The following is a 13,028-nucleotide window of genomic DNA, read 5'->3' on the forward strand; positions in this document are numbered from 1 at the left end:
TCAGCCGATCGCGCTTGTCTTATGAGAGTCTGCCCGTTCGTGGCAAAACGGACCGCCGTTGGCGGCTGTACCCACCAACGGCGGAAGGGGTCGGATCGAGATCGCGCTGGTCGTCGCGGACCGAGCTAGAGTTTGATCACCCCTTTCTTTTCCTTGAGCCCTGAACGGATACCCGAGGTGCCGCCTCGGATGACAAGCAGAGGGGAGGAAAAGATGAGCAAGAGCCTACCACAGGTCCTCGGCGTCGACATCTCCAAAGACCATCTCGACGTGTGCCTCAATCCCGGCGGCAGCACCTTGCATGTCGCGAATATCGCGGCAGGCCACGCACAGCTGTTGGCTTGGCTCGATCGTGTCTCGATCGACCTGGTCGTCTTCGAGCCCACCGGGCCCTATCATCGCCTGTTTGAACGTACGCTCGTCCGGAGCGGTCTGCCCTATGCCAAGGTCAATCCGAGGCAGGCGCGCCGCTTCGCTGAGGCAACAGGTCAAATAGCAAAGACGGATCGCGTCGATGCCGCCATGCTCGCCCGCTTCGGAGCGGTGCTCAGGCCTGCCGCGCATGTACCCAAAGGCGCCATTCTCGACGAGCTGACGGAACTGGTCGCCGCCCGCAGAGGACTGATGCGCGACCGTACCGCCTCTCTCAATCGCGCCAAAAGCCAACAGATCGCGCTCCTCAAACACCAGGCCGCGCAGCGGCTCAACCAAATCGAGCGTCAGGTCGCAGCCATCGACCGGCAGTGCAGGCAGCTGATCGCACGCGAGACCGGCCTCGCCCATCGGCTCGCAATCCTGAGCAGTATTCCCGGTATCGGCGAAACGACCGCCATAGCCATCCTCGCGGACATGCCAGAGCTCGGACAGCTCGAGCCGAAACAGGCCGCCAGCCTCGCCGGCCTCGCGCCCGTCACCCGCCAGTCCGGCGCCTGGCGCGGCAGAAGCTCAATCCGCGGAGGGCGCGCCCACCTCCGCCAGGCGCTCTACATGCCAGCCCTCGTCGCCTTGCGCTTCAACCCACCCCTGAAAGCCAAATACCAGGCGCTTACCAAGGCAGGAAAGCCCGCCAAAATTGCGATCACGGCCATCATGCGAAAGCTGATCATCCTCGCCAATGCTCTGTTGCGCGATGAACGAAAATGGACCCCGACTATCGCTTGACCAAAACGGATACTCTAGGTGCTGGCGGGCCGCGCGTCTTCCGAAGCCGACGCGGCCCGCCCTCAGTGATGGTCCTCCAGGCGGTAGAGGTCGTGGCACGCCTTGCAGGCCGCGCCGGTGGCGCCATAGGCCGACTTGAAGGCGGCCGCGTCCCCGGCCTGAGCGGCCTGGACGAGCGACGCGGTCGCGGCCTGGAACGCCGCCGCCTTCGCCTCGAAATCGGCGCGGTTCTGCCAAACCGCGGGCTTTGCGTGGCTCGACGGGAGCTGCGTGCCCTGTGGGAACATGGTCGGCAGGGTCTGGGCCCAGGCGGCGAGGCCGCGCGCGCCGAAGGCGAGGGGCTTCACGTCGCCGCCTTGCTCCACCGTCGCCCGCATCCCGCCGAACGTGGCGGCCGACAGCATGAAAGAGGCGTGGCGCGCGGCGACGATCTGCTCGGCGGTGAGACTCGGCGCAACCGGCGCGGCGCTTTGCGAGGCGGTGGTGGCGGCGCAGGCGGCGAGCGGCAGGCAGAGGATCAGGAGCGGACGCTTCACGGATGTTCCCCGGTGGCTGGAGGTTCGATGGCGATCGGTTCGGCGAGGGTGACCTTGAGGCAGGACCCATCGGCCCCGACCACGCGCACGCGGCTGCCGATCGCGCAATCCGGGCCCCGGCAGGCCCAGACGCTGTCTCCGACGCGGACCCGGCCGCGCCCGTTCTCGATCGCTTCGACGACGACCAGGGTCTCGCCCCGGAGGCGCGCGGCGCGATCGTTGAGCAAGGGGTCGCTGCTCGGCAGGGGATTGCGCACATACCAGCGCCGGCCGGCGTAGACGGTGGCGACCGAGAGCAAGGCGAAGAGCAGCAGCTGCGCGGCCGCGGGCAGGCCGAACATCAGGGTGGCGAGGCCGGTGAGTGCGGCCGCCGACGCGAGAAAGATCAGAAAGACGCCCGGCACGAGGAGCTCGGCGATGCCGAGCACCACGGCGGCGAGCAGCCAGAGCCACTGCGGTTCCATGCCGCTCACCGGCCGGCGCCTCCCGGTCCCTCGAATGGACTGCGCGGCCGCGCCGTGATCGTCGCCGGCGCCGCCTCGTCGCCGCGGCCCAGCGCTTCGCGGGCGAGCTCGCCGATGCCGCCGAGGGTGCCGATCAGCTGGGTCGCCTCGACCGGGAACAGGATCGTCTTGGCGTTGGGCGAGGTGGCGAACTGGCCCACCGCCTCGACATATTTCTGCGCGATGAAATAGTTGATCGCCTGCGTGTTGCCGCCGGCGATCGCGTCGGAGACGAGCTGGGTCGCCTTGGCCTCCGCCTCCGCGGCGCGCTCGCGGGCTTCGGCGTCGCGGAAAGCAGATTCGCGGCGGCCCTCGGCCTCGAGGATCTGCGACTGCTTCTCGCCCTCGGCCCTGAGGATCGCGGAGGCGCGCGAGCCTTCCGCCTCGAGAATGACGGCGCGCTTCTCGCGCTCGGCCTTCATCTGCCGGCCCATCGCGTTGACGATGTCGGCCGGCGGGCGGATGTCCTTGATCTCGACCCGGGTGATCTTGACGCCCCAGCTCTCGGTCGCCTGGTCGACCACGGAGAGCAGGCGGGCGTTGATCTCGTCGCGCTTCGACAAAGTCTCGTCGAGGTCCATCGACCCCATCACGGTGCGCAGGTTCGTCGTCGTCAGCTGCATGATCGCGACGTAGAGATCGGAGACTTCATAGGCCGCCTTGGCGGCGTCGAGCACCTGGAAGAAGACGACGCCGTCGGTCGAGACCATGGCATTGTCCTTGGTGATGATCTCCTGACCCGGGATGTCGAGCACCTGCTCCATCATGTTCACCCGGCGCCCGACCCGGTAGAAGAAGGGCATGTAGAAATTGAAGCCCGGGTGGGCGACGGTGGTGAACCGTCCGAAATGCTCGATCGTGTAGTGATACCCCTGGCGGACGATCTTGATGCCCGACATCAGGAACAGGATGACGAGCACCACCAACAGGGCGATGATGAATTCTAGCACGGCGCTGCTCTCCCCCTTGCGTCTGGAGGCATAATGTCGGCAGACGGGCGGCCTTCCAAGCGAAATCGAGAGACGATGGCCGCCGATCTCCGCCTCTGCCGCTCCCTGCTGTTCCTGCCCGCCTCGAATCCGCGGGCCATCGAGAAGGCGCGAGGGCTCGCCGCCGACATGATCTTCCTCGATCTCGAGGACGCCGTGAAACCGGCGGACAAGGCTTCGGCGCGCGCTGCGGCCGTGGCGGCGGCCGCCGACGGCTTCGGCGGCCGGCCTGTCGCCATCCGCGTCAACAAGATCGGGGATCCGTGGCACGACGAGGACATCGCCGCAGTCTCGGCGAGCGCCGCCGACGTGATGATCGTGCCCAAGGTGGACAGCGCCGGCGAGGTCGCGGCGATCACCGGCCGCTCCGCCAAGCCCGTCCTGGCGATGATCGAGACGGCGGCGGGGGTGCTCGACGCGCACCGCATCGCGCCGCACACCGCGGGCCTCATCGCCGGCACCAACGATCTCGCGGCGGACCTCGGCATTCCGCCGGGCGCCGGACGGGCCGGTCTTCTCCACGCGCTGCAGGCGGTCGTGCTCGCCGCCCGTGCGGCCGGCGTCGCCGCCTTCGACGGAGTCTACAACCGGCTCGAGGATCAGGACGGACTCGCCGCCGAATGCCGCGAGGGCAGGGCCTTCGGCTTCGATGGCAAGACCCTGATCCACCCGAACCAGATCGAGGCGGCGAACCGGCTGTTCGGCCCTTCGCCCGACGAGCTCGACACGGCGCGCCGGCTGATCGCCGCGGCGACAGGCGGCGCGGAGCGGTTCGAGGGACGGATGATCGAGAGCATGCACGTCGAGCAGGCGCGCTGGCTGCTCGCCCGCGCCCGCGCGGAAGGCTGATCGCCTCGCCGGCAACGCCGCCTTCGGCAGGGTTGAAGCGTCCCGAACGCTGCTCTAAGCGGCGGGATGGCCCCCGGACTCGCCCGCATCTCCATCGCCCGCTCGCCCGCAGCGGCGCGAGCCGCGCGCGCGCAGGCCGTCGCCGCGATCGGCTCCAACCGTCGTTCGCCCGCGCAACCCCTTCTTTCGACGAGGCTTTCATGAACATCCGCCTGGGACTTACCTTCGACGACGTGCTCCTGCAGCCGGCCGAGTCGAGCGTCCTTCCCAGCCAGGCCGACACGCGCACGCGGGTGACCCGCGACATCGCGCTCAACATCCCGATCCTCTCCGCGGCGATGGACACGGTCACCGAGGCGGACATGGCGATCGTGATGGCACAGCTCGGCGGCCTCGGCGTCCTGCATCGCAACATGACCGTGGACGAGCAGGCCGCCGCGGTGCGCGCGGTCAAGCGCTTCGAGAGCGGCATGGTGGTCAACCCGATCACGATGACGGCCGATCAGACGCTTGCCGACGCGCTCGAGCTGATGGAGCGTCACCGCATCTCGGGCATCCCGGTCACGGACGAGAGCGGGCGACTTTGCGGTATCCTCACCAACCGCGACGTGCGTTTCGCGGAAAACCCGAAACAGCCGGTCTCCGAGCTGATGACCCGTGACAATCTGGTCACCGTCGCCCCGGGCGTCAGCCAGGACGAGGCCAAGCGCCAGCTCCACCAGAACCGGATCGAGAAGCTGCTGGTGGTGGACCAGGATCGCCGCTGCGTCGGCCTGATCACCGTGAAGGACATGGAGAAAGCGGTCACCTATCCGGAGGCGACCAAGGATGCCTCCGGCCGCCTGCGCGTCGCCGCCGCGACCACGGTCGGAGAGAAGGGCTTCGAGCGCACCGCCGCACTGATCGACGCCGAGTGCGATCTCATCGTCATCGACACGGCGCACGGCCACAATCGCGACGTCGCCGCCGCGGTCGAGCGGGTCAAGAAGCTCTCCAACCATGTCCAGGTCGTGGCCGGCAATGTCGCGACGGCGGAGGCGACCCGCGCGCTGATCGGCGCCGGCGCCGATGCGGTGAAGGTCGGCATCGGGCCAGGCTCGATCTGCACGACCCGGATCGTCGCCGGAGTCGGCGTCCCCCAGCTGACCGCGATCATGGATGCTGCGGAGGAGGCGGCGAAGAGCGACACGCCGATCATCGGCGACGGCGGCCTTCGCACCAGCGGCGACATCGCCAAGGCGCTCGCCGCGGGGGCGTCGGCGGTCATGGTCGGATCCCTGCTCGCCGGCACCGAGGAAGCGCCGGGCGAGACCTTCCTCTATCAGGGCCGCGCCTTCAAATCGTACCGCGGCATGGGGTCGGTCGGGGCGATGGCGCGCGGCTCGGCCGACCGCTACTTCCAGCAGGACATCAAGGACCAGCTCAAGCTGGTGCCGGAGGGCATCGAAGGGCAGGTCGCCTACAAGGGCCCGGCCCGCGAGGTCATCCACCAGCTGGTCGGCGGGGTGAAGGCGGCGATGGGCTATACCGGCTCGGAGACGCTGGCGACGCTGCGCGAGCGGGCCGAGTTCGTCCGCATCACCAACGCCGGGCTGCGCGAGAGCCACGTCCACGACGTGTCGATCACCCGCGAGGCGCCGAACTATCCGACGCGCGGCTGAACCGGGAGCGGCCGCATGACTCCCGCTGCGCGCGTCCAGGCGGCAATCGAGCTGCTCGACGAGATCATCGTCGCGGCGCGCACCGCCGGGCCCGCCGCCGACACGCTGATCGGCCGCTGGTTCAAGACCCGCCGTTATGCCGGATCGAAGGACCGGCGTGCGGTGCGCGAGCTCGTCTATCGCGCCATCCGCCGTTCGGGCACGCCTCCTGCATCGGGACGCGCCGCGATGTTGGGGCTCGCCGGCGACGATCCCGATCTCGCCGCCTTGTTCGACGGGTCGGCCCACGGACCGTCGCCGCGCCAGGAAGGGGAGGCGGCGTCACCTGCCGCCGTCGCGCCGCAATGGCTCGACGGGCGGTTCGATCCGTTGCTCGACGGCGATGCGATCGCCGCGTTGCTCGCGCGGGCCCCGCTCGATCTCCGCGTCAATCGTCTGAAAGGGGATCGCGAGCAGGCGGGCGCCGCGCTTCCCGATGCCCAGCCTGCGCCGCTGTCGCCGATCGGGCTGCGACTTCCGGAGGGCTGGCGTGTCGAGGAGAGCGATGCCTGGGCCACCGGACTTGTCGAGGTCCAGGACGAGGGCAGCCAGTTGCTCTCCCTCGCCTGCGAGGCCGCGCCCGGCCAGCTGGTCCTCGATCTGTGCGCCGGGGCCGGTGGCAAGACGCTGGCACTCGCCGCCGAGATGGCGAACCAGGGCCGTCTGATCGCCTGCGACACCGACCGCGCACGCCTCTCCCGCATGCCGCCGCGCCTGGCGCGGGCCGGCGTCACGATCGTCGAGCCACGGCTGCTCGACGGCGGGCGCGAGCGGGAGGCACTGGCCGACCTTCGCGGCTCCGCGGACGTGGTGCTGGTCGATGCGCCCTGCTCCGGAACCGGCACATGGCGCCGCAACCCCGAGACGCGCTGGCGCCTGACTCCCGAGCGGCTCGCCCGCCTGGTGACGCTGCAGGCGCATCTGATGGATCTCGCCGCCGAGCTCGTCCGGCCGGGCGGCACGCTCGTCTATGCGGTTTGCTCGCTTCTCGCCGAGGAAGGGCGCGGCCAGGCCGAGCAATTTTCCGCGCGTTCATGGCTGGTTCCGGAGACCCTCCCTATGACGGCGGGCCAGGTTGCGGGGAGCGGGCGAATTCTCGGTCCGGCCCATGACGGAACCGACGGCTTTTTCGTCGCGCGGTGGCGGGCGCCATGCTAAGCCTCCTCGTGGCCGGCTTATGGAGACTCTGATGCGCATCACCCCAATCGCCCTCTCGGCAGCGATCGCTCTTGCGACGATGGCGAGCGCCGGCCATGGCCAGAAGCCGGACGACCAGATCAATCCGCGTTCGGTCGCGCTGACCGAGCAGGCGCGTACACTCCATTCCGGCGCCCGCTATCAGGAAGCGATCGACCTGCTGGAGAGCGCGCTCGCGGTCGATCCGCGCAACCGCCAGGCCTATATCGGCCTCGCCCGCGTCGCCCAGAGCCAGAAGCTGCCTGGCAAGGCCGTGCGCTTCTACGACGAGGCGCTGAAGCTCGAGCCGAACGACGTCAATGCGCTCGCGGGGCAGGGCGAGGCGCTCGTCCAGCGTGGCGCGGTCGAGCGGGCCAAGCAGAATCTGGAGCGGCTGAAGAGCGTCTGCGCCAATCCCTGCGCGCAGGCCACGACGCTCGCGTCGGTCATCGCCAAGGGTCCGCCGCCCGAAGTGCTGACCGCCCAGGCGCCGACCCCGACGGCGAAGCCCTGACCTTCATTCCTCCCCCGAGGGGGAGGATTGTCTTCCCATCTCCCGCGCCACCGCCACGAACTCGTCGACGCTCAGCGTCTCGGCCCGGCGTTGCGCGTCGATGCCGACGTGCTCCAGCGCCTCCAGAGCGCCATGCAGGCTCTTGAGGCTCTGACGCAGCATCTTGCGGCGCTGGCCGAACGCGGCGGCGGTGAGCGCTTCCAGCGTCGCTGGGCGGACACCCTCGGGAGCGGCCTTGGGCACGATGTGGACCACGGCGGACATCACCTTGGGCGGTGGCACGAAGGCCGAGCGATGGACCTTCATGGCGAGCTTCGCCTCGCTCCGCCACTGGGCGAGGACGGCCAGCCGGCCGTAGGCCGCGCTGCCGGGGCGCGCCGCGATCCGCTCCGCGACCTCGAGCTGGAACATCAGGGTCAGCGACGCCCAGAAGGGCGGCCACGCCTCGCCGCCGAGCCAGCGGACGAGCAACGGCGTGCCGACATTGTAGGGTAGATTGGCGACAATATGCGCGCCCACGCCCGCTTCGGCGGCCTCGTCGACCGCCAGAGCATCGCCTTCGATCACCCGCAAACGCCCGCCCGACGCCTCGTTGACCTCTGCCAGCGCGGGAAGGCAGCGCCGGTCCCGCTCCACCGCGACCACGTCGGCGCCGGCGCGCAACAGGGCTCGGGTCAGCCCGCCCGGCCCCGGGCCGACCTCATAGGCGCGGCGCCCTTCGAGGCGACCGGGGACGCGGGCGATCCGATCGAGCAATTGCTCGTCGAGCAGGAAGTTCTGGCCGAGCGCCTTGGACGCGCTCAGCCCGTGACGCGCGATGACCTCGCGAAGCGGTGGGAGATCCTGGAGCGGCACGTCACGCCTGGCCGATACGCCGTGCGCAGTCCGCGGCCATCGACAATGCTGCAATCATCGCGCCCGGTTCGGCCTTGTCCTGGCCGGCGATCGCGAAGGCGGTGCCGTGATCCGGCGAGGTCCGCACGATCGGCAGACCGAGGGTGATGTTGACGCCCTCGTCGAAGTGAAGGGTCTTCAACGGGACGAGGGCCTGATCGTGGTAGAGGCACAAAGCGGCATCGTAGGTCGCGCGCATGCGCGGATGGAACATCGTGTCGGCCGCGAGCGGCCCTATGATCTCGGCATCTTCCTCCTCGCGCAGCCGCTCGATCGCGGGAATGACGATGTCGATCTCCTCGCGGCCGAGGGCGCCGTTCTCGCCGGCATGGGGGTTGAGCCCGGCAACGGCGATCCGCGGCCGCTCGATCCCGAACTGGCGGCGCAGGCCGCGGATGGTGGTGCGGCCGCGCGTCGCGATCAGCTCGGTCGTGAGGACCTCGGGAACGTCCCTGAGCGCGATGTGGGTGGTGACCGGCACCGTACGCAAGGTCGGACCGGCAAGCATCATCGCGACCATGCCGCTGGCGATGCCGCACCGCTCGGCGACGAACTCGGTCTGGCCTGGGTGGACGAAACCGATCGCGTAGAGCTGCGCCTTCGACACGGGTCCGGTGATCACGGCCGAGGCCGCGCCCGAGCGGGTGAGGCCGACGGCGATCTCGAGCGCGTCGAGGGAGTTGCGGGCGCCGTCGAGCGTCGGCCTGCCGGGGGCGCTGTCGGCCGCGCCCTCGACCCGGATCAGCGGAAGCGCCCGATCGAAGCAGGCGGCAGCCTCGTCGGGGCCGGAAACGACGGCGACCGGTCCGCTCCACACCGCCCGCAACGCCTCCGGCGAGCCGACGGCGAAGAAGGGCGCGAGGCCTTCCGCCTCACGCCTCTCCCAGGCCTTGGCCGTTATTTCCGGACCGATGCCGGCGGGATCGCCGAGCGCTACGGCGAGCGGTGTGCTCAACGGAGCCGCCGCGTCAGCGATAGTCGACCACCGCATCACGCCGCAGGTCGCGCAGGTAGCGCATCGCCCGCAGGTTCACGCGCGACTCGGTGAGGCGCGCATAGACATCGTCGAACGAGACTTCGCGCGTCGGTGCGGGATCGTCGCGGCCGCACAGCACGAGAACGCTGATCCGGTCATTGACGGCGCCGAACGGCGGGGTGGCTTCGCCGATCGAGAGGTTGAGCAGGCTCTGCTGCATCTGCGCCGGCAGGGTGCGCACCGGCACCTGGTCGTTGGTGACGACTTCGGCGCCGATCGACGTCGCCGCCGCTTCCGCCCCGCCGCAGCCGCCCATCGAGCGGCTGGTGCGCACGAGGCTCTGCACCTTCTCCTCGATCTGGGAGCGCGGCGTCCCCTCAGCGAAGCGAAGCGTCATCTGCTTCAGGCTGAGCACGGCGTCGCGCGGATCGGAGGTGAGGAACTGGCGGCTGTCCTCGACATAGATGATCGAGAATCCGCCGGGGATGGCGATCGGCTCGCTGATCGTGCCGACCGGCATCTGCTTGAGGTTCGCGGCAATCGGCTCGGGCAGCTGCTCCGGCCGGACCCAGTCGAGATCTCCGCCGACCGCGGCGGTCGACGCTTCCGAGAATTGCCGGGCATAGGCGCGGAACGAGGCGCCCTGGCGCAGCTGCTCGATGATGCGCATCGCGTTGGCGCGCGCCTCCGCGGCGGTCTCCGGCGTGGCCGACAGGAAGATCTCGGAGACCTTGTACTCCTGGGCGCCGCGCGACGCGTTGAGCCGCTCGATGACGGCCTGGACCTCTTCCTCGGCGACGTTGACGAACGGCTCGATCTTGTTGCGCTGCAGGCGCTGCCAGGCGAGCTCGCCCTGGATCTGGCGCTTCACCGACGTGTCCGACGATCCGCTGCTGCGAAGGAAGGCGGCGAATTGCTGCGGGGTCTGGCGGAACTGCTGGGCGTAGCGCGCGAAATAGGCGTCGACGTCCTTCTGCTCGACCTTCATGTCCTGGGCTTCGGCGGCCTGGATCTGCAGGGTCTCGTCGACGAGGTTGCGCAGCACCTGGGCGCGCAGTCGCGCCTCTTCCTCGGGGGGAATCTCGTTGTTGTTGGCGATCCGAATGAGAGCCATGCGGTGATCGATGTCGGTGCCGGTGATCACGGTGCCGTTGACGATCGCGGTCGCCTTGCGGACCGACGGATCCTCCTTGGCCAGGAAGCGGGCGTCTTGCGGAATGTCGAGACCGGTCTGGACGCCGGCCGAAGGGGCGCCTCCCTGGGCCAGCGCGGCGGCTGCGGCCATCGTGCCGGCGAGCGTCAACGCCGCCCTGTGAAAAGTCCCGAGCTTCATCAATCCTCCAATGAAAGCAGGCACTAACAATGCCTTGCCCTTGCTGAACCCCAGCTTAGCGGCCCAGATTCTTCAGCGCCACCCGGAACAGGAATGTGTTCCCGCGCCGGAAGTCCCCGGTGGTGTCATAATCGCGCCGCCACGTCACGCCAATTTCGATGCAATCGTCGTCGTAGCTGAGCCCGATCCGGTGGCGGACGGGCTCGTAGCCGTCGGCTCCGGACGCCGGGTCCTCCTCGCTGTCGGTGAGATCGATGATCGTCGAGCCGAACAGCGACCAGTAGCGCGCGAACTTGATCCGGCCGCCGAGCCGGATCTCCTCGCGGTCGCGCAGATCCTCGAACGCCGGATCGATGTCGCGATTGAGCCGCAGATAGCCGATCGTGGCATAGGTCTGGTGGCCGCCGACCACGGCGTCGATCTCGTTGCGGCGAAGCTCGAGGTCGTCCTTGTCGAGGCGGAAACGGTGGACGAAGCTGAGCTTGTGGCCGACCTTCACCGTGGTCCGTCCGACATAGTCGGAGAAGCGGTCCGAAAGGCCGGTGCCGGGCGGCAGGATGGTTTCCTTCTCGCTCAGCCGATAGCTCTGGCCGATCGTCGTGCGCGCGGTGACGCCCGGAAGGTCGAACCCCCAGTCCACGCCGTAGGTGACCCGCGCCCCGTCTTCCCAGCGGTCGTAGCCCGGGAAACGGTTGAGCGCGAACAGGTTCGAATCCTCGAGATCGACCGCGCGCGCATCCTCGTTCGGAATTTCCAGATTGTTGGTCGGCGGCGAGGCAACGACCTGGATCCGGGGAGTGAGGCGCTGGGTGCCGCCCATGAAGCTGCCGATCAGCGGCCAGCGCAATTCGGCGGCTGCCGCGGCGATGCCGCGTCCGTGCCACCCGGGCTCGCCGCGATAGAGCGGGTTGCCGGTCAGCGCGGTGTCGCTGGTGTGGTAGAGATCGCCGCGCGCATAGCCGGTGAGCACCAGCTCCTGGCCGAGCGAGGTGATGCTGCGCCGTTCCCAGCGCGCGGAGGCGAAGGCGCGCTGCGTGTCCTGCCCCTCGGTGCGCAGGACCGCGAGGCTGTTCGCCTGCAGCTCGATCTTGCCGTCCCAGATCGGATCATCGAGCCGGAAGCGCGCGTCGATCGCCGGCAGGACGATCGGCTGCGACCCCGCGACGTCGCTGATCCGGAGGCCCTGGAACGCCCAGCCCGCGATCGAGACATAGCTGTCGTGGGTGATCCGCTCGGCATCGACCATCGAGCGGAGCCTGGTGTCGCGCGAGATGTCGTAGCGGCGCAGGAAGGTCCGGTCGGTCACGTAGCGACCCGACGCGGTCACGCTCCACTTGGGATCGAGCTGGAAGCGGCCGTTGCCCTCGATATACGCGCGGATCCCCTCGTCGCGATCGGTGCGCGACAGATCGTCGAGCGGGATTCGGGAGCCATGGGTAATGTAGCCGCCGATCTGGAAGGCGCCACGGCTGGTCAGCTGCCGGTACCGGCCTTCCAGCATCGGCAGCACATCCGTGTAGATGTGCGGCGTGAGCGTCGCGTCCTTGTCCGGTGCGAGCTTGAAATAATAAGGCGCGGAGAGCTCGACGCCGTTCGACTGGCTGATCCTGAGCTCCGGCACCAGCAGGCCGCTGCCGCCGCCTTCGCTTCCGTCCGGATGCGAGAGCCAGGGGAGGGCGATGATCCGCGCTCCGAACAGGTTCACCGCCGCGCCTTCATAGCGGATCCTGTTGCGGAATGGGTCGTGCACGACCTTTACCGCAGTGATCTGCCAGGTCGGGTTCTTCGGACAGCCATTGGGATGGGTAACGGCGCACGGCGTGTAGGCCGCCCGGTACAGCGTGGTGAAACCGTTCTTGCGCTCGGCGCGCTCCGCCGCCAGGCGGCCGCCGCCTTCGAGCACGAGCAGCAGGTTCTGGGCGACGGCATCGCGCATGCTGTCGGAAAGAAGGACGCTGTCGCCATAAGCGACGTCGCCTTCCGGCGTGACCAGCCGGACGTTGCCTTCCGCCCGGATCTCGTCCGTCTTGCGGGTCCAGACGATCCGATCGGCGCGAAGATTGTTGCCTTCGCTGTTCATCCGCACGTCGCCGCGCGCGGTGACCGTCTCGTTGTCGCTGTCGTAGGCGAGCTCGTCCGCGCTGAACGCCACGTCGCGCGACTCGGTTGCCCCGGCGGCAGTCCCCGTCGCGCTCTGCGTGGTCTCGTCGGCGGCGGCGGGCGCAGCCGGCGGCGCATCGTCCTGCGCCTGCGCCGCTACGGGAGCACACAGCAGGAGCGGCAGGGCCGTCAGGCAGGTTAGGCTGGCTTTCTTCACGTTCCCCGCGGCGTCACAAGGCGAGGCCGAGCCTATTGCATCGGACGCGCCGCGCCGCAATGCCGCGCGGGCAAGGTCGT

General features: G+C 69.1%; 12 protein-coding genes. 5 read left to right on the forward strand and 7 right to left on the reverse strand.

From position 1 onward, the window contains the following. The first annotated feature begins 213 nt into the window (after positions 1–213). A complete protein-coding gene (locus E2493_RS00005; protein ID WP_135082443.1) occupies positions 214–1,161 on the forward strand; it encodes a transposase in 948 nt (315 codons plus the stop codon). A gap of 62 nt (positions 1,162–1,223) precedes the next feature. Here the strand turns inward: E2493_RS00005 and E2493_RS00010 are convergent, their stop codons facing one another. From E2493_RS00010 to E2493_RS00020, 3 genes are read right to left on the reverse strand one after another with little or no spacing between them, the layout of a single operon-like run. Then, positions 1,224–1,697, reverse strand: coding sequence for a c-type cytochrome (locus E2493_RS00010; RefSeq protein ID WP_135082445.1), 474 nt, complete (start codon positions 1,695–1,697; stop codon positions 1,224–1,226). Further along, on the reverse strand, positions 1,694–2,161 hold the full coding sequence (locus tag E2493_RS00015; protein ID WP_135082844.1) for an NfeD family protein: 468 nt from the start codon (positions 2,159–2,161) through the stop codon (positions 1,694–1,696). Before E2493_RS00015 ends, E2493_RS00010 begins: the two co-directional genes overlap by 4 nt. A 5-nt stretch (positions 2,162–2,166) precedes the next feature. Further along, positions 2,167–3,099 (reverse strand): SPFH domain-containing protein, encoded by a 933-nt coding sequence (locus tag E2493_RS00020; protein WP_135082846.1) that lies wholly within the window; start codon positions 3,097–3,099, stop codon positions 2,167–2,169. A gap of 126 nt (positions 3,100–3,225) precedes the next feature. On the opposite strand from E2493_RS00020, the gene E2493_RS00025 reads away from it, so the two are divergent. The 4 genes from E2493_RS00025 to E2493_RS00040 all read left to right on the forward strand — a co-directional run bounded on the left by E2493_RS00025 (position 3,226) and on the right by E2493_RS00040 (position 7,428). Continuing rightward, positions 3,226–4,038, forward strand: coding sequence for an HpcH/HpaI aldolase/citrate lyase family protein (locus E2493_RS00025; RefSeq protein ID WP_135082447.1), 813 nt, complete (start codon positions 3,226–3,228; stop codon positions 4,036–4,038). Positions 4,039–4,238: 200 nt separating this feature from the next. After that, complete coding sequence (guaB, locus tag E2493_RS00030) at positions 4,239–5,699, forward strand: IMP dehydrogenase (RefSeq protein WP_135082449.1); 1,461 nt, start codon at positions 4,239–4,241, stop codon at positions 5,697–5,699. A 15-nt stretch (positions 5,700–5,714) separates the two neighbouring features. Next, positions 5,715–6,896: an RsmB/NOP family class I SAM-dependent RNA methyltransferase gene (locus E2493_RS00035; RefSeq protein ID WP_135082451.1), complete on the forward strand. Its 1,182-nt coding sequence runs from the start codon at positions 5,715–5,717 to the stop codon at positions 6,894–6,896. 31 nt (positions 6,897–6,927) lie between these two features. After that, the gene (locus E2493_RS00040) at positions 6,928–7,428 is read left to right on the forward strand and encodes a tetratricopeptide repeat protein (RefSeq protein ID WP_135082453.1); all 501 of its coding nucleotides are present in this window, start codon (positions 6,928–6,930) and stop codon (positions 7,426–7,428) included. Between the two features lie 3 nt (positions 7,429–7,431). Here E2493_RS00040 and rsmA read toward each other — a convergent pair whose 3' ends face one another. The 4 genes from rsmA to E2493_RS00060 are packed head-to-tail and all read right to left on the reverse strand — an operon-like array spanning position 7,432 to position 12,948. Continuing rightward, on the reverse strand, positions 7,432–8,283 hold the full coding sequence (rsmA, locus tag E2493_RS00045) for a 16S rRNA (adenine(1518)-N(6)/adenine(1519)-N(6))-dimethyltransferase RsmA (RefSeq protein WP_135082455.1): 852 nt from the start codon (positions 8,281–8,283) through the stop codon (positions 7,432–7,434). A gap of 1 nt (position 8,284) precedes the next feature. Then, positions 8,285–9,313, reverse strand: a complete 1,029-nt coding sequence (pdxA, locus tag E2493_RS00050; protein WP_135082457.1) for a 4-hydroxythreonine-4-phosphate dehydrogenase PdxA — start codon at positions 9,311–9,313, stop codon at positions 8,285–8,287. Beyond that, the gene (locus E2493_RS00055; protein ID WP_135082459.1) at positions 9,291–10,631 is read right to left on the reverse strand and encodes a peptidylprolyl isomerase; all 1,341 of its coding nucleotides are present in this window, start codon (positions 10,629–10,631) and stop codon (positions 9,291–9,293) included. The genes pdxA and E2493_RS00055 overlap by 23 nt, the downstream gene beginning before the upstream one ends. 55 nt (positions 10,632–10,686) lie before the next feature. After that, entirely contained in the window at positions 10,687–12,948 is a 2,262-nt protein-coding gene (locus E2493_RS00060; RefSeq protein WP_135082461.1) for an LPS-assembly protein LptD, read from the reverse strand. Between the last annotated feature and the right edge of the window lie 80 nt (positions 12,949–13,028).

The sequence above is a fragment of the Sphingomonas parva (ex Maeng et al. 2020) genome, from assembly GCF_004564275.1.
Taxonomy (GTDB): domain Bacteria; phylum Pseudomonadota; class Alphaproteobacteria; order Sphingomonadales; family Sphingomonadaceae; genus Allosphingosinicella; species Allosphingosinicella parva.

Bases quoted from the DNA above. Each gene is read 5' to 3' on its own strand.
- E2493_RS00005 (WP_135082443.1), top strand. From the start codon at position 214: ATGAGCAAGAGCCTACCACAGGTCCTCGGCGTCGACATCTCCAAAGAC.
- E2493_RS00015 (WP_135082844.1), bottom strand. From the start codon at position 2,161: ATGGAACCGCAGTGGCTCTGGCTGCTCGCCGCCGTGGTGCTCGGCATC.
- E2493_RS00020 (WP_135082846.1), bottom strand. From the start codon at position 3,099: ATGTCGGGCATCAAGATCGTCCGCCAGGGGTATCACTACACGATCGAG.
- E2493_RS00025 (WP_135082447.1), top strand. From the start codon at position 3,226: ATGGCCGCCGATCTCCGCCTCTGCCGCTCCCTGCTGTTCCTGCCCGCC.
- guaB (WP_135082449.1), top strand. From the start codon at position 4,239: ATGAACATCCGCCTGGGACTTACCTTCGACGACGTGCTCCTGCAGCCG.
- E2493_RS00035 (WP_135082451.1), top strand. From the start codon at position 5,715: ATGACTCCCGCTGCGCGCGTCCAGGCGGCAATCGAGCTGCTCGACGAG.
- E2493_RS00040 (WP_135082453.1), top strand. From the start codon at position 6,928: ATGCGCATCACCCCAATCGCCCTCTCGGCAGCGATCGCTCTTGCGACG.
- pdxA (WP_135082457.1), bottom strand. From the start codon at position 9,313: ATGCGGTGGTCGACTATCGCTGACGCGGCGGCTCCGTTGAGCACACCG.
- E2493_RS00055 (WP_135082459.1), bottom strand. From the start codon at position 10,631: ATGAAGCTCGGGACTTTTCACAGGGCGGCGTTGACGCTCGCCGGCACG.